Origin of the sequence: Merdimonas faecis (assembly GCF_001754075.1) — a bacterium.
Classification (GTDB): Bacteria; Bacillota; Clostridia; order Lachnospirales; family Lachnospiraceae; genus Merdimonas; species Merdimonas faecis.
The window spans coordinates 91,632-112,471 of sequence record NZ_MIEH01000007.1; the positions used below are offsets into that span (position 1 = coordinate 91,632).

20 protein-coding genes are annotated in these 20,840 nt (G+C 47.4%); 3 read left to right on the forward strand and 17 right to left on the reverse strand.

The window, feature by feature from the left end:
• Positions 1-7: 7 nt before the first annotated feature.
• From BKD12_RS03245 to allE, 6 genes are read right to left on the reverse strand one after another with little or no spacing between them, the layout of a single operon-like run.
• Positions 8-202, reverse strand: coding sequence for a hypothetical protein (locus BKD12_RS03245; RefSeq protein ID WP_070087897.1), 195 nt, complete (start codon positions 200-202; stop codon positions 8-10).
• A 29-nt stretch (positions 203-231) separates the two neighbouring features.
• Positions 232-1,842 (reverse strand): L-lactate permease, encoded by a 1,611-nt coding sequence (locus tag BKD12_RS03250; protein WP_070087898.1) that lies wholly within the window; start codon positions 1,840-1,842, stop codon positions 232-234.
• 15 nt (positions 1,843-1,857) lie between these two features.
• Positions 1,858-2,796 (reverse strand): carbamate kinase, encoded by a 939-nt coding sequence (gene arcC, locus BKD12_RS03255; RefSeq protein ID WP_070087899.1) that lies wholly within the window; start codon positions 2,794-2,796, stop codon positions 1,858-1,860.
• A gap of 21 nt (positions 2,797-2,817) precedes the next feature.
• Positions 2,818-5,823: a bifunctional FdrA/YlbE family protein gene (gene fdrA / locus BKD12_RS16370; protein ID WP_083262815.1), complete on the reverse strand. Its 3,006-nt coding sequence runs from the start codon at positions 5,821-5,823 to the stop codon at positions 2,818-2,820.
• Positions 5,824-5,850: 27 nt separating this feature from the next.
• Complete coding sequence (gene allD, locus BKD12_RS03265; RefSeq protein WP_070087900.1) at positions 5,851-6,903, reverse strand: ureidoglycolate dehydrogenase; 1,053 nt, start codon at positions 6,901-6,903, stop codon at positions 5,851-5,853.
• Between the two features lie 35 nt (positions 6,904-6,938).
• Positions 6,939-7,727, reverse strand: a complete 789-nt coding sequence (allE, locus tag BKD12_RS03270; RefSeq protein ID WP_070087901.1) for a (S)-ureidoglycine aminohydrolase — start codon at positions 7,725-7,727, stop codon at positions 6,939-6,941.
• 217 nt (positions 7,728-7,944) lie between these two features.
• On the opposite strand from allE, the gene BKD12_RS03275 reads away from it, so the two are divergent.
• Together BKD12_RS03275 and BKD12_RS03280 are read left to right on the forward strand one after the other, a co-directional pair.
• Positions 7,945-8,793 (forward strand): alpha/beta hydrolase, encoded by an 849-nt coding sequence (locus BKD12_RS03275; protein ID WP_070087902.1) that lies wholly within the window; start codon positions 7,945-7,947, stop codon positions 8,791-8,793.
• A gap of 303 nt (positions 8,794-9,096) precedes the next feature.
• Positions 9,097-9,678, forward strand: coding sequence for a hypothetical protein (locus tag BKD12_RS03280; RefSeq protein WP_070087903.1), 582 nt, complete (start codon positions 9,097-9,099; stop codon positions 9,676-9,678).
• A 59-nt stretch (positions 9,679-9,737) separates the two neighbouring features.
• Here the strand turns inward: BKD12_RS03280 and BKD12_RS03285 are convergent, their stop codons facing one another.
• From BKD12_RS03285 to allB (BKD12_RS03310), 6 genes are all read right to left on the reverse strand, one after another.
• Entirely contained in the window at positions 9,738-10,082 is a 345-nt protein-coding gene (locus BKD12_RS03285) for a hypothetical protein (protein WP_070087904.1), read from the reverse strand.
• 30 nt (positions 10,083-10,112) lie between these two features.
• Positions 10,113-10,523 carry a PH domain-containing protein gene (locus BKD12_RS03290; RefSeq protein WP_070087905.1) on the reverse strand — a complete coding sequence of 137 codons (411 nt, stop codon included), beginning with the start codon at positions 10,521-10,523 and terminating at the stop codon, positions 10,113-10,115.
• Positions 10,524-10,531: 8 nt separating this feature from the next.
• Positions 10,532-11,899: an NCS1 family transporter gene (locus tag BKD12_RS03295; protein WP_070087906.1), complete on the reverse strand. Its 1,368-nt coding sequence runs from the start codon at positions 11,897-11,899 to the stop codon at positions 10,532-10,534.
• 26 nt (positions 11,900-11,925) lie between these two features.
• A complete protein-coding gene (allB, locus tag BKD12_RS03300) occupies positions 11,926-13,302 on the reverse strand; it encodes an allantoinase AllB (RefSeq protein WP_070087907.1) in 1,377 nt (458 codons plus the stop codon).
• Positions 13,303-13,370: 68 nt separating this feature from the next.
• Complete coding sequence (locus BKD12_RS03305; protein ID WP_070087908.1) at positions 13,371-14,738, reverse strand: NCS1 family transporter; 1,368 nt, start codon at positions 14,736-14,738, stop codon at positions 13,371-13,373.
• Positions 14,739-14,765: 27 nt separating this feature from the next.
• The gene (gene allB / locus BKD12_RS03310) at positions 14,766-16,169 is read right to left on the reverse strand and encodes an allantoinase AllB (RefSeq protein WP_070087909.1); all 1,404 of its coding nucleotides are present in this window, start codon (positions 16,167-16,169) and stop codon (positions 14,766-14,768) included.
• A gap of 288 nt (positions 16,170-16,457) precedes the next feature.
• Between allB (BKD12_RS03310) and BKD12_RS03320 the strand changes: the two genes are divergently transcribed.
• The gene (locus BKD12_RS03320) at positions 16,458-17,306 is read left to right on the forward strand and encodes an oxamate carbamoyltransferase subunit AllH family protein (protein WP_070087911.1); all 849 of its coding nucleotides are present in this window, start codon (positions 16,458-16,460) and stop codon (positions 17,304-17,306) included.
• 108 nt (positions 17,307-17,414) lie between these two features.
• On the opposite strand, the gene BKD12_RS03325 is transcribed toward BKD12_RS03320, so the two are convergent.
• The 5 genes from BKD12_RS03325 to rpsM all read right to left on the reverse strand — a co-directional run bounded on the left by BKD12_RS03325 (position 17,415) and on the right by rpsM (position 20,593).
• On the reverse strand, positions 17,415-17,951 hold the full coding sequence (locus BKD12_RS03325; RefSeq protein ID WP_070087912.1) for a bL17 family ribosomal protein: 537 nt from the start codon (positions 17,949-17,951) through the stop codon (positions 17,415-17,417).
• Between the two features lie 95 nt (positions 17,952-18,046).
• On the reverse strand, positions 18,047-19,006 hold the full coding sequence (locus tag BKD12_RS03330; RefSeq protein WP_070087913.1) for a DNA-directed RNA polymerase subunit alpha: 960 nt from the start codon (positions 19,004-19,006) through the stop codon (positions 18,047-18,049).
• Between the two features lie 31 nt (positions 19,007-19,037).
• Complete coding sequence (gene rpsD, locus BKD12_RS03335; protein WP_070087914.1) at positions 19,038-19,631, reverse strand: 30S ribosomal protein S4; 594 nt, start codon at positions 19,629-19,631, stop codon at positions 19,038-19,040.
• A gap of 160 nt (positions 19,632-19,791) precedes the next feature.
• Positions 19,792-20,187 carry a 30S ribosomal protein S11 gene (rpsK, locus tag BKD12_RS03340; protein WP_049729986.1) on the reverse strand — a complete coding sequence of 132 codons (396 nt, stop codon included), beginning with the start codon at positions 20,185-20,187 and terminating at the stop codon, positions 19,792-19,794.
• Positions 20,188-20,224: 37 nt separating this feature from the next.
• On the reverse strand, positions 20,225-20,593 hold the full coding sequence (rpsM, locus tag BKD12_RS03345; RefSeq protein WP_070087915.1) for a 30S ribosomal protein S13: 369 nt from the start codon (positions 20,591-20,593) through the stop codon (positions 20,225-20,227).
• Between the last annotated feature and the right edge of the window lie 247 nt (positions 20,594-20,840).

Consider the following 20,840-nt stretch of genomic DNA (forward strand, 5'->3'; position numbering starts at 1 on the left):
AGCCTTCTTATTTTTTTCTGTCTATGATAAACACCTTGACCGGTGAATATAACATAGAAACGATCACCAGGATAAATCCCAGGTATGCCAGCGCATTCATGCCTGCGGCAAGTCCTCCCTGGATCAGGAAGAAGGATATCATGATGATGATGAATGCGATCGTAAGTCCGCCTTCTTTTGTTTTAAAAAAACTGTTTTTCATCGCTTTTACCTCCTCTTATCCTGCCATTCCTATAATACCGCAGTGGCAAATACCACCAGACCGATCACGATCGTGGTTCCAATGGCGATAGGCATCAGTTTTTTCAGTACCTCGCCTTCTCTTCCCAGGATACCCGCAGTCGTAGTTCCCAGAATGATCTTGCTGGGGCTGATGGCCGCGCCGATGGCGCCGCCTGCGGTCTGCGCTCCCAGAACCGCTGCCTCATTCAGTCCCAGAAGGCCTGCAGTCGTAGACTGGAAGGCGCCAAAGAGGATGTTCGAGGACATATTGCTGGCTGTCATAAATGTTCCGATCAGTCCCACTACCGGTGACAGGATCGCATAGGCCTTGCCCAGCACGCGGGAGATCCCGTCCGCCAGGACGTCCGTCTGACCGGTGCCGCCCATGATCCTGGACATGATCACCAGTCCGATGACCGCAATACCTGACGGCATGGTCATTGCCACTGATTTTGCAAACACGCGTCCTGTGCCGCCCTTTTTGATCCATCCATGACTGCCGTAATAAATGAGGCCGACGATGGAGGACAGGAACAGGAACATGCTGGCGTGGGTAAACGGAACCAGCGGAGAAAAGCTCTCCACTGCCTGATTGACAAATCCGTAGCCTGTGGAGGTCTCCGCAAAGGAAAATCCAATGGAGAACTGTCCCAGGAACTCATTGATGGGTTTTACCACCAGGACAATAATGGTCAGGGCTGTCAGGATAAAGTAGGGAACAAATGCCTGGAGAAGGGACATATCGGAGGGACCCTCTTCTTCTTTGGCAGTGGTTCCGGCCCGGTTCATGATCGGGCTGTCTTCCAGTTTCCACTCCTCGCGGTACATCTTCATTCTTCCGATCAGGAATAATGCCACCAGGGATACGCAGGACGGGATGAAGCAGGAAAGCGTGGTATTTACCTGGCTTAACAAAAGTTCTCCGCCGCCCTGGATCACTGCAAGGATCAGAACTGCAGGAAGACCTTTCTTCACGCCCGCGCCTTTTCCGTAGAACCAGCACATGATGAGGCCTGTGATCACATCCCATACAAACAGGAAGGCACTGGCCCAAAGAGCCGCGGCAAAATATTCCGGACTTCCTGTTGTCAGGCCGGAGGTGGAAGCAAGGGAATCCCATGCCGCCGCCAGTGTTCCGAATGTATTACCCCAGGACTGTCCCAGAAGGGGCAGGATCACCGCCCACATGGGGTGCATGCCGATCCCGATCAGAAGCGGGGCGCCTACAGCCACCGGTACTCCAAATCCGGTGATGCCCTGCAGGAAACTTTCCAGGATCCAGCCAAGAGCCAGCACCAGCAAAAGCTCATTGGGAAGGAGCTTTCGCATGCCGTTCCGGATCACCAGAAAGGCTTTGGCTTCATCCGCCACCTGGTACAAAAGGATGGCCGTCCAGACGATCAAAAGGATCGGAAGCGCGCTCCAGATCCCCTTGGCCGTCTCGGACGCCAGCAGGGTAAAGTCCGCCTTATAAAAAGCCACCGCCGTAATGATCGTGATTAAAAGTCCAATAGGGGCGGCCTCAGTGGCGCCCCATTGGAACTTGATCAAAAGGAGTAATAGTACGATAATTGGCAGACAGGCCATTATCCACATAAACAGATTTGTTGGTACGTTCATTTTCTCTCTCCTAAACTACTTGTGTATTACCGTTCCGGTCTCGCCGGCGATTCCGGCCGCAGCTTTGTCGAGAAGGGTGATCAGTGTACGTCTTCCTTCTCCCGACTCTGCGAAGCGGATCGCTGCTTCGATCTTCGGAAGCATGGAGCCTTTGGCAAACTGTTCCTGTGCGATGTATTCTTTCGCCTGGTCAACGGTAAGATCACTTAACCATTTCTGGTTTTCTTTTCCGAAGTTAATTGCCACCTTCTCCACGGCTGTCAGTATGATGAGGTAATCCGCGCCAAGTTCGGCGGCCAGCAGGCTGCTGGCATTATCCTTGTCAATGACTGCATTGACGCCGGATAATTTTCCGTCCTCATCTACAACGGGGATGCCCCCGCCTCCGCAGGTGATCACGATATGTCCCGCGTCCACCAGCGTCTTAATGGTCAGAAGCTCCCGGATCTTCTTTGGCATCGGGGAGGCAACCACCACGCGGTATCCTCTGCCTGCGTCTTCCATGCAGGGGATGCCGTTCTCCTGGTTTCTCTTTGCCTCTTCCTCGGTCAGGAACCGTCCGATGGGTTTGGTCGGATTCCTGAAAGCTTCGTCGTTTTTGTCCACCTCTACCTGGGACAGGATCGTAGAAACTTTTACGTCCATCCCTCTGCGGTGTAATTCATATTTGATCGCATTCTGCAGATCGATACCGATATATCCCTGGCTCATGGCCACACAGGTAGGAAGCGGAGTCTCCATATAATTATCGGTATAATTGGTAGCCAGCTCGTCCATCGCCTTCTGGATCATGCCCACCTGGGGGCCGTTGCCGTGGGTTACCACAAGCTCCAGCCCCTGGGCTGCCAGGTCGACGATCACCTGCGCTGTCTTTGCTACCGCCTCTTTCTGCTCCTGGATATTATTTCCCAGAGCATTTCCGCCTAATGCAATGACAACTTTCTTTTTTTCCATAACCTTGTCCTCCGTCACTCTCTATTCGGGATCGTAGCCAAGCTTCTTTGCGTATGCTGTGATCGCTTTCTCGAAGCACTCGATCGGAGGATGAACCGTACCTGCGCCGATCTGTCCGTATCCGGCGATCTTGTGCGCAATACCGGTATTGATCACAGGCGTAATGCCTTTCTCTACCACTTTTCTTGCGTCGATGCCAAGGCAGATTCCCTGGAAGTTCCAGGTCGGAACTGTAAAGTTCGGGTTTCTGTCGATGACGATCTCCATCATCTCGTTGCTGGTACGAAGTGCATCTTCATATCCGCCTGCTCCTACGAATCTGGTAACAGCCGGAGCCGCGATCATAGCCATACCGCCGACACCGAAGGTCTCTGTGATGGCGCTGTCGCCCATATCCGGGCAGGCATCCTCGCCGTCATATCCGGTAAAGTAAAGTCCCTGCGGAGTATTAACAGGACCTGTGAACCACTCGTCGCCCATACCTGCGATACGGATACCGAACTCATAACCATTTCTGCACATAGCGGTTACAACGGTTCCATCGGTTCCGGTACGTGCGTCGTCCATTACTGCCTTGCCGGTAGCCATCATGATATTTAAGAAGAACTGATCGGTATCAGCTAGGAACTTGATCACGTCGTAACGGTCTTTTTCGTCCATATCCATCTTGGTGATGATCGGAGCCATCTCTTTTAAGAATGCAAGAGAAGCTGCGATATTTCTCTGATGGAACTCATCGCCCATGGCAACTGCCTTGGCGATCAGCGGGTTGATGGCAAGTCCGTTCTCCATGGAGCGAAGGGCTTTGCCAAGTGTCGGTCCAAGAACGTCTCTCATCCAGCGCAGACGGTCGATAACTTCTTCAGAATATGCACCGAAACGGAGCACTTTTCCGATACCTTCGTTCATGGTACAGTAAGCACGGTTTCCGCCGGTTACATTCTCTACGACAAAGACTGCCATATTCGGAGAAGTGATACCGCCCATCGGTCCTACCGCATTAACATGGTGGCAGGGGATGAACTTGATCTCGCCGTTCTCCAGCATCTTTCTTGCGTCTGCTTCATTGTCTGCCCATTCCTCGAAAAGGACTGCGCCTACACAGGAGCCCTGCATCGGATCCGGCATGTTCTTGTACTCTACCGGAGGACCTGCGTGAAGGATGACTTTTCCTTCATTGAGTTCCGGAATGACTTCTTTTGCACGGACATTGTCTCTTAAGATCGGCTGGCTTGCAACCACCTTTGCGATCACTTCCTGGTTCTTCTCATCAATTCCCTCATAATTTCTCAGGAAATTCAGAACCTTGATCAGCTTCACATCTCCACCTGCCGGCGGCATCCAGTCATACTGAACCACCTCGCAGCCAAACTGCTCTACCACTTCTGCAAAGCTCTTCAGACCGATGTTGATGATCTTCGGCTTCTCGCTTAAGAGCTGACGAAGCTTCTCGGACGGAGCAGCCTTCGGGAAATCTACCACCTGTTTCGGGCGGATCTCCTTTGCAGGCTCATTAAAGTCTCTGCCGATCGCACGGATCGCGGTGCGGCATGCCAGTTTATTATTTTCACATACGATCACGCCTGCTTCTTTTAATTTGTTGACAGCGTCATCGTATCCCTGGAAGTCTCTTCTGGTTCCGCAGACGGTAGCGACAAAGAATACCTTTCTTCCCTGTCCCTCTGCCTTTGCCATCAGTTCCTTGATGGTCGGAAGCAGAGCGCCTGCCATGTCTGCGTGTGAGCCGTATCCTAACATAATGTCAAAGAGAACAGCTCCTGTAGACTCATCGTCTACTGCTTCCTGCATACACTCGATTCGTTTTGCGGGATCGATCATCGGGTGCGGTTTGCCCTGTGTATAAGCGTCATCGCCCAGGTCCACAACCACGTTGCCGTCCAGCTGCAGCATGTAGCCTTCGATATCTTCCGGCGGAACTTTTACATCCATGGCGTCTTTGATCAGCATAGCCGCCTCATTTGCCAGTGTACCACCTGAATAATATGCCTTGATGGTCTTCTTGTCTTCTGCCTTGTAGAAGGAAGACTCGTCTACTTCTACGGATGCCTCCGGGATTTCTTCCCCTCTTACCAGGCCAACCGCAAGACGTGCAGCCTCATCCAGAGTATATGCATGATAGAAGTTCTCCTCGTGATACTCCGGTTTCTCGCCTACAAACAGGGTAACGATCGGTTTGCTGAAATTGCTCAGACGAGCTGCAATCTTATCACGCACTTCTTTTGCCGGCGGTTTGGAAACGATTACCAGCACTTTGACTGCATCGTCATCTTCCATCGCGTCGATCATATCCATCATCGTAATTCCGCCGACAGCCGCGTTAAGGTCACGTCCGCCGATACCGATGGCATTTGTCACGCCTTCTCCAAGTCTGTCAATGATCGTTGTCAGTTCCTGGATTCCTGTACCGGAAGCCCCGATGATTCCGATAGAGCCAGGAGCCACATTATTTGTAAATGCGATCGGAACACTCTGGATGATTCCGGTACCGCAGTCCGGTCCCATCACAGCCAGTCCCTTCTCGTGAGCTTTTTTCTTTAAGCTTACCTCATCTTCCAGTGTGACATTGTCGCTGAACATAAATACATTCAGTCCTTCATCCAGCGCACGGTCTGCTTCCAGCGCCGCATAGGCTCCCGGGATTGAGATAACCGCCAGGTTGGCATCCGGCTGTTTTGCCAGTGCTTTTTCCCAGGATTTCACACTTTCCGCTCCCTTTTTCTCAGAGCTTTCTGTAGACTGTTTCTGGAAGAATTTCTCCATTTCGTCTTCAATTGTATTAAGGAGACTGTCGTCATCCACATCTGCTACGATAACCAGATCATTTGCAGATGCAGCCTCCAGCTCCTCTGTAGCCAGACCACTCTGTCTGTATATATCTTTATTGGCAGGTGTCGCCATCATGATTGATACTTTCTTCACACCTTCGATAGTGGATATCTGGTTTGTCAAAAGCATAAGCACAACGGAATCATGATAACTTCCCTTTTTCACAACTGTTTTTAACATATGCTCTCCTTCCTGAATGTTCCCCTTCTATTCGGCGAACCGGTTTTTATGATCGTAACGGTTATAATGGATATCATCGCTCTTCAGATATTCATAAATCTCATCTACGATCTCCACACCGCCTGTCGCATAGGCCTTCTCTTTTCTGAGCATTGCACGCTCGCCCGGATAATATACTTTATCGTATCCGTCAGCAGTCGGCATCTCACCCAGCTCGTCAATAGATGCAGACATTGCTTTCTTAAACTCCTCTGCTCCTACGAAACGTGCCGGATCGATCACGATATGCATCTGTCCCAGCTCTCTGCCTTTGGACAGATCATGATACATGGAGCTTACATGTTTTCCGAATGGTACTCCAAGAAGTACGCCTGAGAATACATCGACCATCATCATCAGTCCATATCCCTTTGCTCCTGCGATTGGCAGAAGGGCGTTTACATGATTCGGATCTGTTACCGGATTTCCTTTTTCATCCACAGCCCAGCTGTCCGGAATACTCTCGTGTCTGGATCTCTTATCCAGGATCTTGCCCCATGCCTGTACGGTTGTCGCCATATCAAAGACAACCATTCTCTCATCTGCAGTCGGTGCGGCAAAAGAGATCGGGTTGGTTCCATAGTAAGGCTCTGTTCCGCCTACCGGTACTGCCATCGGGTCAGACTGGCAGAAAGAGATGGCTAAGAGTCCCTGCTCTGCGGCCATTTCTGTATAATATCCGATAGATCCGCTGTGGGACATGTTTCTCATGCCTACTACTGCGATTCCGTTTTTCTTTGCCATTTCAATGGCTTTATCCATTCCGTACTTGGCCACAGCATATCCGCAGCCATTATCGCCTTCAAAAACTCCGGAGCACGGACCTGTTTCTTTCCACTCAAATTTCGGATCTGCTGTGATTCCGCCCTTTGCGATCCGCTCTGCATAATATTCTACACGAACCGCTCCGTGAGAATGATATCCCCGTTCGTCGGACCAGGTCATGACCTCTGCCGCAATATCAGCATGGTCTTCATTCAGACCTGCTTTCATCAGTTTATTTTTCATTAATCCCTTTAATTCGTCATGGGAAAGTTTCATCTCTTAATTCCACCTTTTATGATTATTTTTACTTTTTATAACTGAACATCTCTGTTGCAGTCTTTTGAATAAATGTATGCGAACTCTTCTTCGCGTCCTACTGCATAGCACGCCTGCGGTACATATGCATCCAGGAATACATAATCCCCTTTCTTAACCGGAACCCACTCATCATCCAGTCTGTACATACCTTTGCCGGACAGGAAATACATACCGTGCTCCTGAATGTGTGTCTCGATATATCCATGAGAAGCTCCTAATTTGAATTTCAGGATATGCATGTTCATATCAAACCCAAAGTCTCCTGCTGCCGGAAGCAGATCTTTGATATGGCAGTTGTTCATGCCTTCGTACTCTACCCATTCCATATCGTTTACATTTGCAACGACAGTATGTGCACTGTATCCTTCGATTCTGTCATATCTTCTCTTGTATACATACATTTTTGCATCCTGTCCGCTCTTGTTTTCAAAAGCAATCTTGTTTCCTTCTGGTGAGAAGATGTATCCGCCCTCTGTCAGAGTTGCTTCCTGATCATCATTCTTGACCGTTACTTCACCGGAGATCACGTACAGGAAAGACTCGATGCCTTCGCCGCCGATTCCCATATTTTTTCCGCCTGCTTTTGCTGTTACCAGATAATCTGCAAAAGTAGCCCCCATTGCCGGAGATCCAAGGATCGTAACATCACAGTTCTCATATCCCGGGATTGCATTTTTTACCAGTCCGTCTGGCTCAAGTAATACATAATTTTCTTTTTTGACTACAGAACGTGTCATCAAAAGTTCATCGCGATATCCTACCTGATTGTTTAAGTAACTCATACTATTTCCTCTCCTTTTCTTCATGGCTGGTCGACCATTCATTCTATTATTCATTATGACAATGGACAGCCCTTTTTTCAATTAATATTTTAGACAAATCGTGGAAAATATTTTTATCCACTTTACCCCCTGATGTTAATTTTTTCACACCACACCCCTCTGTCTTTCTATGCTATAATAGATATTGTTATATACTACGTTTTCTGGAGGTATTCTTATGTTCGAACAAAAAGCCATATCGATCGGCGGCATGCCGTATGATAAATCTGCCATTATCTACTTTGACCAAAAAATAACCCCTAAGGCTTGTATTCTTTATTTTCATGGCGGCGGGTTATTGTATGGTCATAAAGATGATCTTCCTGAAGGCCATCTCCGCCTTCTGACTCAGGCAGGATACCGGATCATTTCCTTTGATTATCCGCTGGCCCCTGCCGCAAAGCTCCCTTTGATCCTGGACGACGTCCGGTCCTCTATCCATCATTTCCTGGATCATCCGGAAGCTTACGGCGCTGACAGCCTTCCCTATTTTCTCTGGGGACGCTCTGCCGGGGCCTATCTGTGTCTGATCGCCGCGGCATACGGCCACTTCAAAAAGGCACCTGCCGGAATTCTCTCTTATTACGGATACGGTTTCCTTTGCGACCACTGGTTCCAGACTCCCAGCCGCTATTATCAATCTCTGCCCCCGGTAGATGCATCCTGCCTTAGCCATCTTTCTTCCGGTCTTGAAACCTCCGGCGACCTGACCACTCATTACAGCATCTATGTTTACGCCAGACAGACCGGAAAATGGTTCTCTTTGCTTTATGAGGGGCGGGAAAAATTCTTTTATCTGGATTATACCTTAAGAACCTGCGACGCACTTCCCTGTCCCCTGTTTGCCGCCCACGCCATTAACGACACCGATGTGCCCTTTGATGAATTCCGCGAACTGGTAAGCCGCTATCAGCCAAAAACCTTTATCGCCGCCTGTGACGTCCATGACTTTGACCGGGAAGAGGACAACCCCTTTACCGGAAAACTTTTGGAATCAACCTTAAGTTTTCTGGACAGCCACTGCTAATACCCTGAATCTCATGCGGGGAACGCACGCTTACGCGCACTCCCCGCCTTTTTCGTTTTATACTCCTTCTTCGTTTTATCTTTTCCTTGACCCGCAAAAAGCTCTATGATATGCTTGCATTATCTGATATTCTAATTGCTTCATTTTCAGAAGCATTTTCCCTCATGAATAAAATGAATCAAAAGAGGTGGTGCGTATGTAAGAATTTTTTATATTCCCACGGAGGTAATTTACACCTTTATCGTTCCGTGATAAAATGTAACAACCATATAAACCGATTCCGCAAAAAGGCAGGTGAAACCAATGCTGGAACAGCAGGATTATGAGCAATTAGGCGGAATGATCCAGACAATCGTAGCTGGCACTCTGGAACAGAAGCTGGATGAAAAGCTGGATGAAAAACTGGATCAGAAGCTCCTTGTTTTCAAAAAAGAATTTACAAAGGAATTAAAAGAAGGACTAAAGATAGAACTGAGAGAAGAATTAAATAAAGATTTGTCAAAAACTCTCGGGGAACAAGTGGATGACTCCATCACAAGGAACAACGAGATCATCTTCAAGAGAATTGATGATTCTATTGCTAAGAACAATCAAATCATTTTCGCTAGAATCGACGATTCCATCGCTAAGAACAACGAGATCATCTTCAAGAGGATCGACGATTCCATCGCCAGAATCGAAAGCTTTCTGCTTGATGAGATTGACCGTTTTTACACGCTCACCAAGGATCGTCTTGACCGTCTGGAGAAAAAGGTAGATGAGATCACCGTCTATTACCAGTCTCAGCGTTCTCACGATGATGCCTGCGAGACTTTATTCCACCTTTACTATCAGCAGCAGGAGGAAATTGATCAGATCAAAGAGCGGCTGGCCCTCACATCCTAATCCAAAGAGACCGGCGGAAAAGCTTTATTCTCTGCTTTTCTGCCGGTCTCTATAAAACTTTATTGTCTTTCTATATACTTTTTCAGATATTTTCTCATTGCACTCCAGTGAACATTCATGGTAAAGCGGAATACCGTTTCTCTATCATCCTCATCCGTCACGCTGATATACAAATCATCTTCCGCACAAATGCCGGATCCGCTATACTCACCCTTCTTCAGACATTTATATGCCTTTGGCCGGATGATCCTCTCCACCTCTCCAAACAGGCCGAAGCCACTCTCCAGCCGGACAACGATCCCCTTTTTTCTGTCAGGCTCCAGCCGTCTGAGCCGGTTGACAATTTTGCCGCTATGCCCGCTCTTCACTTCATACGCCGGATATCTGGTATCCATGATGCCCATACAATCTCATCCTTTCCCGGAAAGTGCGCTCTAAATATATACCTTGATCTTTTTATTCAGCTTCTGGAGTTCATCCATAAATGCTTTATTATCCTTGAGCGACACTACGACATTTTTCTTATTCCTGCAGGCCAGAAGAACGACATCCGCAGACGCACAGAAGGACAGGGTAAACCTGTCCGCTCTGTGCATTGCAGTAATATCTTCCACTAATACTTCTTCCCTCGAGAAGCCAAAGCGTATGAATATCTTCTTCTTGTCTAATTCTACATAATTCGCAAAACATACCGGTATCAGATACAGATCAAGAAGTCCTGCCGGCAGTATGTAAAAATACGAAATATAATGAAGTCCATATTTCACGATCATACCAATCAGCGCCACATTCAGGATCACAATGATCAGATACCACCATACTGCAACTTTTCCTCTAAATTTCATACAGCTCCTTATTTCTCGTCCTCAAAAATTGTTCCAACACGGAATCCTTCGGCACTCTTCATCTTCTTCATCAGGAAGTAGTAAACCAGTCCTGTCGGGATCAGGCTGACGTACCAGGATAACTCCATAATAAACAACGAGCAGATGGATCCGATAACGATCGCAATGATCGCTGCCCAGTTTACGCCCTTATAAGGTCCTGTCTTGTCATACATACGGTTCAGATCCAGTTTTTTCTTCCGAAGAATATAAAAGTCTACTGCCATAACCGCAAAGATCGGTCCCAGGAAAGCGGAGTAAAACTGTGTGAACAGGTTCAGTCCTGCTGCCGACTCAGCGGTTACCAGCTTCCAGGGCATTACAACTACAGACAGGATACCGACAAGAATTGTTGCATATGTCCATTTTACTTTGAAAGACTCCATCAGAACATATGCCGGCGGTACGATATTGTTCAGTACATTTGTCGTAACCTGTGCAAATGCAATGAAAAGCAGCGTCAGGATCGTAAGGAAGGTGCTGTCCATTGTAGTAGAGAATACAACTACCGGATCGCTGTTTCCTGTAGCAGCTGTTACAAGAAGTCCGATCAGACCCATAAAAAGCGTAACCGGAAGGATCGCAATGGTGTAAATGCTGGCTGCTTTCACCGGTTTGATATCATCCGTCGCATTTCTGGAATAGTCAGATGCGTTAATGATCATCGTAGAATAAATTCCCAGGAAGGATGTGGTTGCTGCCCAGAACGGCATGCCCCATGTTCCTTCGATGCCGGAGAATACATCACCGATTTCTGTAGCGAATTCGGTGTTTACTACATACAGCATGTAGGCAAGGATCGCAATGATGAAAATACAGGAAATGTTTTCCATCCATTTGATTCCCTCGAATCCTTTGATCGCCAGCAGTACCTGAAGGATGGTAAATAATCCGTAGATCACCGGCAGATTATCAAAGCCAAATAAAATGTCAAAGCAGCTGTTGATCGCTCCTGCTCCGACCCAGCTCTGGTAGCCGAACCATACGATCGCCGGAAGTCCTCGTAAAACTCCGGGGATCTTAACGCCGGTGAACCCAAAACTGCTTCTCAACTGTACTGTAAAAGGAATACCATAGGTATGTCCGCATTCACCGATCATTGCCAGTGCCACAGCAATAACCAGACAGCCGATCGTCATTGCAATAACCGCCTGAACAACTGTAAGTTCTCCGATCAGGCCCGCACCCATAGAGAACGTACCAATGGATACACACCCGCCCATGAAACTTGCCGCATAGGATACAGATCCCATGATACGCTTCGTGGTCGGCTGCAGATCCGGATCTACATTTTTTACAAGTTCCGGATTAATATTCGTGTTTTCAACTATAGCCATTTTCTCTCTCCTTCTCTTTTACCTGCTTATTTTTTGATTTTCTTAACCAGATTTCCAAAGCCCTTCTGGCCGACAATCTCACCGTCCTCTGCAACTACCTGTCCGCGGACGATGGTATATACCGGAATTCCTTTTCCCTTTAATCCGACAAAGGCAGAGATCTTGTTTACATAACGCAGGGAGTCTGCAGTGATCTCCCACTCCTTATCCGGATCAACAATCAGAAGGTCTGCGTCGAATCCTGGCTTAATATCACCTTTTTTGCCATAGATGCCAAACGCTTTCGCTGGCTGTACAGACATAGAATTTGCAAGAACAGTCGGGCATACGCCTCTCTTTACAACTCCTTCGCTGAAAGCAGTCTGAAAACCGCTCTGGATACCGGAACAGCCGCCCCATACATCAAACACGGTTTCAATCTTGTTTCCAAGGATCTCGTTGTACTTTTCATCATAGGAGCAAGGAGAGTGATCCGATGCGATTCCGCTGAATACGCCTGCCTTTACATACTCCCACATCTCTTCAACCGCTTCTTTCGGCTGCAGGATCGGCGCACATTTAAAGAGCGGTCCATTCTTGATCACATCTTCATCCGTAAATGTCAGATAATGGGTACAGGTTTCTGCCGTGATATCATACCCTTCATCCTGCGCTGCTTTGATCTTCTTCGCAACCTCCGGATGAGACACGTGACAGATATGTGCTTTGCATCCTGTGGCCTTTGCAATCTCGATGATTGCATCCGTAGCCACGATCTCTGCAACTACCGGACGGGATTCCAGGTATGCCTTCCAGTCATTGCGCCCGGCTTCCTTCATTCTCTTTTCCTGATTTTTGATGATAGAATAGTCTTCACAGTGGAAACCTGCTCTTCCATCAAACTCTTTAATGATATCCATGGCCTCCAGAGCCTGTCCATAGCTTAAGGACTCATAATCCGGGGATACCGGGCCGATAAATGACTTAAAAGACACACAGCCTTTTTCATCCAGATCCTTCAGGTCGCCAAAGTTATAGCTGGTAAGTCCGCCCCAGAAGCAATAATCTACATAGGCATTAGGAGAGACTTTATTCTCTTTAAAATCAAAGGTTTCTGCATTGGTCATGCAGGGCTCATTCTGAAGAGGCATATCAATAACAGTTGTATATCCCCCCAGAGCAGCGGCCGCCGTACCATGCTCATAATCCTCACGCCATTCATAGCCCGGATCATTCAGATGTGCATGGGTATCGATAGCTCCCGGAAAGACATATTTTCCTTTTGCATCAATGACTTTCCCGGCCTCCGGCTCGATGCCTGCTTCCAATACCGCAGCGATTTTTCCGTCTTTCACTGCAACATTGCCTTCTGTAACAGCGTCAGCTGTTACAACTTTACCATTTTTTATTAACAAATCATACATGTCGGGAATACCTCCTATCCCTTAAAAATTATAATAGCGGGGACAGCCGTTCCTGTCCCCGTATGAAACTATTTTTCTAATGTAGTTCCTTTTCTGAACCGCTCACAGGACTTCATGTACTTCATGCAGAAGTAGAATACCAGACCTGTTGGAATGGTTGCCGTGAAGAAGGACACATCTACATTGATCAGGCCAATCACGGCGCCCACTGCTATAGCAATGATAGCCGCCCAGTTCACTCCGGCGTGATCTCCGTTCGGATCATACAGATCCTTCAGTGTAGCTTCGCTGATCTTTCTTCTATGTAAGATAAAGAAATCCGTGATCAGTACTGCAAAGATTGGTCCGAAAAATGCGGTATAGATCTTACTGAATAATGCCAGTCCCGCGGCAGAGCTGTCGTTGGTCAGGATCCACGGGCAGGTACATACTGCCAGGATACCGATCAGGATAACAGCGGTCTTATGTTTCATCTTGAACGCATCCATGAATGCATATGCCGGCGGGATAACATTACTTGCAAGGTTGGTAGTCAGCTGTGCAAAGATAATGAACGCCAGTGTAACGATCATAACCACCTTATTGTCAACCATCTGTGCAAATGCATTGATCGGGTTAGCAACGCCTGTCGCGGTAGAAGCCATCGCTCCGATAACACCAAGCAGGATCGTTGCCGGAACCATAGCCAGGAAGTAGGATGTTCCACGCTTCATAACAGACATTCCGTCCTTCATCTCACGGGAATAGTCCCCCGCATTCAGCATAACCGTAGTACTGTTTCCAAAGAACGCAATGATTGCGGCTACAAACGGCATGCCCCATGTTCCGGACTTGTTCATCAGGTTTGCGCTGACCACATCGCCATACTGGGTAACACACAGATACAGCAGATACAGCATTGCAATAGAGATAACGACACCGCCGATGTTTCCGACCCATTTCGCTCCCTGGAATCCCTTAATGGAAAGCAGGATCTGCACGATCTGGAACAAGATAAAGAACAGCCAGATATTGTCAAATCCAAACAGCGCGATAGAAATGTTGTTGATCGCGGCGCCTCCAAGCCAGGTCTGGTATCCGTACCATACAATAGCCGGAAGTCCACGGATCAGACTTGGCACGATATTTCCCTTGGTGCCGAACGCACTTCTTAACTGTACCGCATACGGCGCACCGGTATTATAGCTGAACTGGTCGTTCAGTGCGATACCGATGACCAGGATCAAAGATCCGATAGCTACGGCAAGAAACAGCTGCAGAAGGTTCAGGCCTGCTTCCAGCTGTGCGGAGCCCTGGGCCAGCGTACCGATAGAAATACATCCGCCCAGCCACAGCATCGTATTGGAGCCCCAGCTCATGATTCGTTTATCCTTGGGGATCGGTTCCAGCGATGCGCCTTCCTGTTTTGGTTTTTCGTTTGTGTTTACTTCACTCATTTCTTTACTCCTTCCTTTGATGTCCTGCTATTTTACCGGTGTAATGTATTCACCATATCCAATAGCATCTTCTTTATAAGTCTCGCCGTCAGCGACAACTTTTCCACGGATTACAGTGCAGACCGGAGCGCCTTTTCCTTCCAGTCCGTCAAAGCAGGATACATGTCCCTTGGTCAGAAGCTTGCTCTGATCACATTTCCATGCTTTCTCCGGATCCACAATAACAATGTCTCCGTCAAATCCCAGCTCAAATGCACCTTTTCTTCCATACAGTCCAAAGATCTTCGCCGGATTATAGTCCATGACTTTTGCGATCAGGCTCGGGCTTAAGCCTTTCTTATTGACAACCATATCAAACATCATCGGCAGGAAGAACTGGATAGAGTTCAGGCCGCCCCATGCATGCCATATATCCTTTGTCGCATTGTCTTTCTCTTCGTCAGCTGCAGGTGAATGATCGCTTCCCACACAGGAAAGGGTTCCGTCCAGCACATAGTCCCACAGTTTTTCCATTGCCTCTTTATCTCTCATCGGCGGGGTGCATTTTGCCGGAGCTCCTTTTTCAAACACAAAGTCCTCCGTGAAGCCAAGATAGTGCGGGCAGGTCTCAGCTGTGATCGGCAGCCCCTCATGGATCGCGTCTTTTACAACCTGGGCAACCATCGGGTGGCTGACATGACAGATATGAACACGTCCGCCCGTTGCTCTTGCCATATCGATCACGTTCTTGGTAGCCACATACTCGGTCCATACATCGTGAGAATCCAGGAAGTCACGGATCTTTTCTTCATTCGTCCGGCCTTCCTTTGCCTTCATCTCTTTTTCTCTTTCCAGTACCTGTCCATATTCCTCACAGTGGAATCCGCACAGCGCATTATAAGGCTTAAGGATTTCCAGCGCCTTTCTGACATTTCCGAGATTTACGGTCGGGAACAGATCTCCGTTCGGGCAGGTAAACCCTTTGAACGCAGCGACACCACAGTTATGAAGATCTACAAGGTCTTTCATGTTATTTTTTACAGAATCCGGGCTGTCATCAAAATCTCCTACAAGTCCTCCCCACAGTGCATAGTCTACCAGGGAATGTTTGCTGATCTTGCCCAGCTTCAGGTCAAAAATCTCTTTATTCATCAGGGATGGATCATTATTAAGGGGCATATCGATCAGACAGGTACACCCTGCCACTACCGCTGCTCTGGAACCTGTCTCAAAATCTTCACGGTATTCAAATCCAGGCTCATTCAAATGCGCATGGCAGTCAATAATACCCGGGAATACATATCCTCCTTTGGCGTCGATAACTTCTTTTGCTTCTGCCTCAGTCCCTTTAGCAAGAAAAGCAGCATACTTGCCATCCTGAATGGCGATATCCGCTTCGTAGATCCGGTCAGGAGTTACGAGCTTTCCATTTCTTACCAACAAATCATACATAAAACTTTCCTCCTGTCTAGTTTTCAGATTTTAGTGCAATTTGCACTAAACTATAATAAAATTGGTCGACCAAACCATTATTTATAAACAACATTTTATTCTAATTTTATCCGAAATACAATGGAACAAATTCGGGAAAAATCCACCATTTTTTGTCTAATATGTATAAATTTGAATTTTTCATTTCTCCGATTATTGTAAAAAATCGCCTTTTTTAAAATGCCTTTGTATTTCTGATTCTTTTTTGCTAAAATCAATAAAAGAATCACTGTAAAGGGGGTATTTTTCATGCAGGCACACATCACAGACTTTTCCTTACATATATCCCGACTTCTGGCGCCATCCTCTTCCGGAATTGTCCATTCTGTTTATCACCGGACCATTAACCTGATGTTTCACGGAAGGCTTGCCGCTCTGCAGTCACGGGGATCGGTTCTGTCGCCGGTCAGCCTGCTGGCTGATCAGGAAGATCTTTTGGCTGCCACCGGAGAGTTGATCACACCTGGTATTCCAGTACAGATTACAGAAGATCAGGGTATTCTTTTTGCCGGTATACCGCTGGAAATCTCTTTCAGAAATGCTGCCGGCCATGATCTGGCACTCTCTCCCTGCCTGGATCCATTGCGGCTTTCCGATTTGGCAGGGCAGCTTCTATATACAATTTCATCTGCAAATGATCACGGATTCCACCAGCTTTTCCTTCCTGATGCCGACATCGGATCCTCTTTCGTGCTTAGCGCCGCACAGCAACGGATTCACAGCTGCACGCGGCTATATCAAGAGAAGCGCTACAAAGAGGCTGCCGCAGGCCTTTCAGGACTGATCGGCCTTGGGATAGGACTGACTCCCTCCGGAGACGATTTTCTCTGCGGTGTTCTTGCAGGCCTTACTATTTCCATGTGTCAGGATCATCCGTTCGCACTGGCGCTGCAAGACGAAATTCACAGCCGCTTATCTGATACCAATGATATCAGCCGCGCCTTTCTCTCCTGTGCACTGGAAGGTCAGTTCAGCCAGCCTGTTGTACAGCTCTCCTCCATGCTCTCCCCGGAACAGATCAGCAGGGAGTTTGCCCGGATCGGCCATTCTTCAGGTATGGATACATTGTCCGGCATTTATTATATTCTATCTCTGTAATGCTTTCGGCAGAATGCAAAAATACTCCTTAAGTTCTGTACTTCACTGTACATCAGCTTAAGGAGCATTTCTTTTACATGTTCAATATCAGTTTCTTTTTACTGACGCCTATACCAGTTCGATCAGAACCTCCATAGCAGCGTCACCTTTACGCTGTCCGATCTTTACGATTCTGGTGTAACCACCATTGCGGTTCTCGTACTTCGGAGCAATCTCATCAAAAAGTTTTGCTACCAGATCTACTTCCTTTGTGTTTTTCTTTCTTCCAGCCTGTGCGGTCGGAACTTCCTTTACAGGATACAGCACCTTCAGCATCTGGCGGCGTGCATGCAGTCTGCTCGGCAGATCCTTTTTGATCTTCTTGTCAACTTCATCGTATACAGTAACTTTCTTACCGTCTACTACTTCTTTGACTCTCTTGCCGTCTTTGTCTTTGCGGGCAACCTTAGCTTTTACAGTTACCTCTTCAAAGTTGTCTTTCTCTTTCACTGCCAGTGCGATCAGGCCTTCAGCGATCTTGCGGATCTCTTTTGCCTTCGCCTCTGTAGTAACGATTCTGCCGTGATTTAACAGCGCGGTTACCTGGTTTCTAAGCAGTGCTTTTCTCTGGCTTGATGTTCTGCCAAGTTTTCTATATTTTGCCATTTCTTCTTCCTCCATATTCTGACACTTGGTTATGCTTCTTCGGGCTTACTAGCCAAATGCTCTGTCATGCTCTTCGGACTTACTGACAGAATATCTTACTCTTCGCCTCTGCTGAGACTTAATCCCAGCTCGTCTAATTTTGCAAGGACTTCCTCCAGGGATTTTCTTCCCAGATTCCGCACCTTCATCATATCTTCCGGTGTCCGGTTGGTCAGTTCTTCTACCGTATTGATGCCGGCTCTCTTCAGACAGTTGTAGGAACGAACAGACAGTTCCAGTTCGTCGATGCTCATTTCCAGCACCTTTTCCTTCTCATCGTCTTCCTTCTCGATCATAACTTCTGCGGCCTGTGCCACCTCAGACAGATCGATGAACAGCTTCAGATGCTCGCTCAGCACCTTTGCAGCCAGGCTGACAGCCTCATCCGGCATCAGAGTGCCGTCTGTATATACGTCCAGAGTCAGCTTGTCAAAGTCTGTGATCTGGCCAACACGGGTATTCTCAACTGTAAGGTTGACACGCTCTACCGGAGTATAGATAGAATCAATCGGAATTACCGCAATCGGCAGTTCCTCGTTTTTATTCTTGTCAGCGCTCACATAGCCTCTTCCCTTGGTGATGGTAAGTTCCATGTAAAGCTTGCTGTCTGCTCCGCCGTTCAGGGTAGCGATTACAGTTTCCGGATTCATGATCTCGATATCCTGGTCTACCTGGATATCGGCTCCGGTCACAACGCCCTCACCCTCAAACTCGATATAAGCGGTCTTAGGCTCATCTGTCTCAGATGTATTCTTGATCGCCAGAGATTTCAAATTCATGATAATCTCGGTAACATCTTCCTTCACACCCGGAATGGAACTGAACTCATGAAGAACGCCGTCAATCTTCACCTGGCTGATAGCAGCTCCCGGCAGAGATGAAAGCATGATTCTTCTCAAAGAATTTCCCAATGTTGTTCCATAACCTCTTTCCAGAGGCTCAACAACAAATCTACCATATTTTTTATCTTCTGATATCTCAGTTATTTCAATATTAGGTTTATTAAAATCAAACACTTTGCCCCACCTCCTGTGGTGTTACGGATTATTATTTAGAATACAGCTCGACAATCAGCATCTCGTCTACCGGAACATCGATCTGCTCGCGTCTTGGAAGTTCCTTTACAGTTCCCTTCAGAGCCTCCAGATCAGACTCCAGCCACTCCGGAACAAGGCGTCCTGCTGTAATCTCAGTGATTCCTTTGTATCTCGGTGAGCTTTTGTGTTTTTCTTTGATTTCGATCACATCTCCTGCACTTACCAGGTAAGAAGGAATGTTGATCTGCTTTCCATTTACAAGCACATGCTTATGATCCACGATCTGTCTTGCTTCACGTCTGGTTCTTGCAAGTCCGAGACGGAATACAACGTTGTCCAGTCTGGACTCCAGCATTCTCATCAGGTTTTCACCTGTCATTCCGTTCATTCGCTGTGCTTTCTCAAAGTAGTTTCTAAATGGCTTCTCTAATACGCCATAGATGAATTTTGCTTTCTGTTTTTCACGCAGCTGAAGTCCGTACTCGCTTACTTTTCTGCTGGATCTTTTCAGCTGTCTGTTTGACTTTTTATCAATTCCCAAGTATACAGGATCCATTCCGAGGGATCTGCATCTTTTCAGAACCGGAACTCTATTTACTGCCATGCTCTATTTTCCTCCTAATTTTTATACATAACAACGTAGTAGTTCTTCTTACTAAATTCGCACTTCGCCTTACGGCTCCTGCTCATTAAGTTCCGAAGAACAAGGCTCCCACTAACCTCAAGCCGCGCCTGTCGGCTCGCTTTCGCTAAGTGCTCTGCCTTTAGACTCTTCTGCGTTTCGGCGGACGGCATCCGTTGTGCGGTACTGGAGTTACATCCTTGATGCTTGTCACGTCGATTCCACATGCCTGAAGGGCACGGATTGCTGCCTCTCTTCCGGAACCTGGTCCCTTTACCATAACGTCAACGGACTTCAGTCCATGTACTAACGCTGCCTTTGCTGCAGTTTCTGCCGCCATCTGCGCTGCATAAGGGGTAGATTTCCTTGAACCTCTAAATCCCAGACCGCCTGCACTTGCCCATGAAAGAGCATTACCCTGTGCATCTGTTAATGTAACGATAGTGTTATTAAAAGATGACTGGATGTGTGCCTGTCCGTGTTCAACGTTTTTCTTGACACGTTTCTTTGTCACTTTCTTTGTAACTTTCTTTGCCATAATAAAACTAACCTACTCTTTCCTTCTTATTTCTTAATTATTTCTTCTTATTAGCTACTGTTCTCTTCGGACCTTTTCTGGTTCTTGCATTAGTCTTTGTCTTCTGACCACGAACCGGAAGTCCTTTTCTATGACGGATACCTCTGTAGCATCCGATTTCCTGTAATCTCTTGATGTTCAGTGCGATCTCTCTTCTCAGATCACCTTCTACCATCTGTGTCTCGTCGATCACTGCACTGATCTTCTTTACATCTTCGTCTGTCAGATCTCTGCAGCGGATATCCGGATCTACTCCTGCATCAGCCAGAATACGGGTAGCGCTTGCTCTTCCGATTCCATAGATATAAGTAAGTCCGATTTCAACACGTTTGTCTCTTGGTAAATCTACACCTGCAATACGAGCCATGTGAATTTCCTCCAAATTTCTTTGTTTTTTTGTTTGATACTGTCTTTAATAGGGACTATTGAACAGTTGGCGAGGTATTCTCGAGCCTACTGTGAAAAGTCGTTCCCGTTCACTTAGCGAGGTCTTTTCGAGCTTAGTGTAGGGAACTTCCGTTTTAGTCCAGGTGTGTCGGTATCCACACCCTTTCCGGCCACCGGAGCCTTCCGGTAAATGACGGGCCGGCATTAGAAGCAATATACGAAGGAAA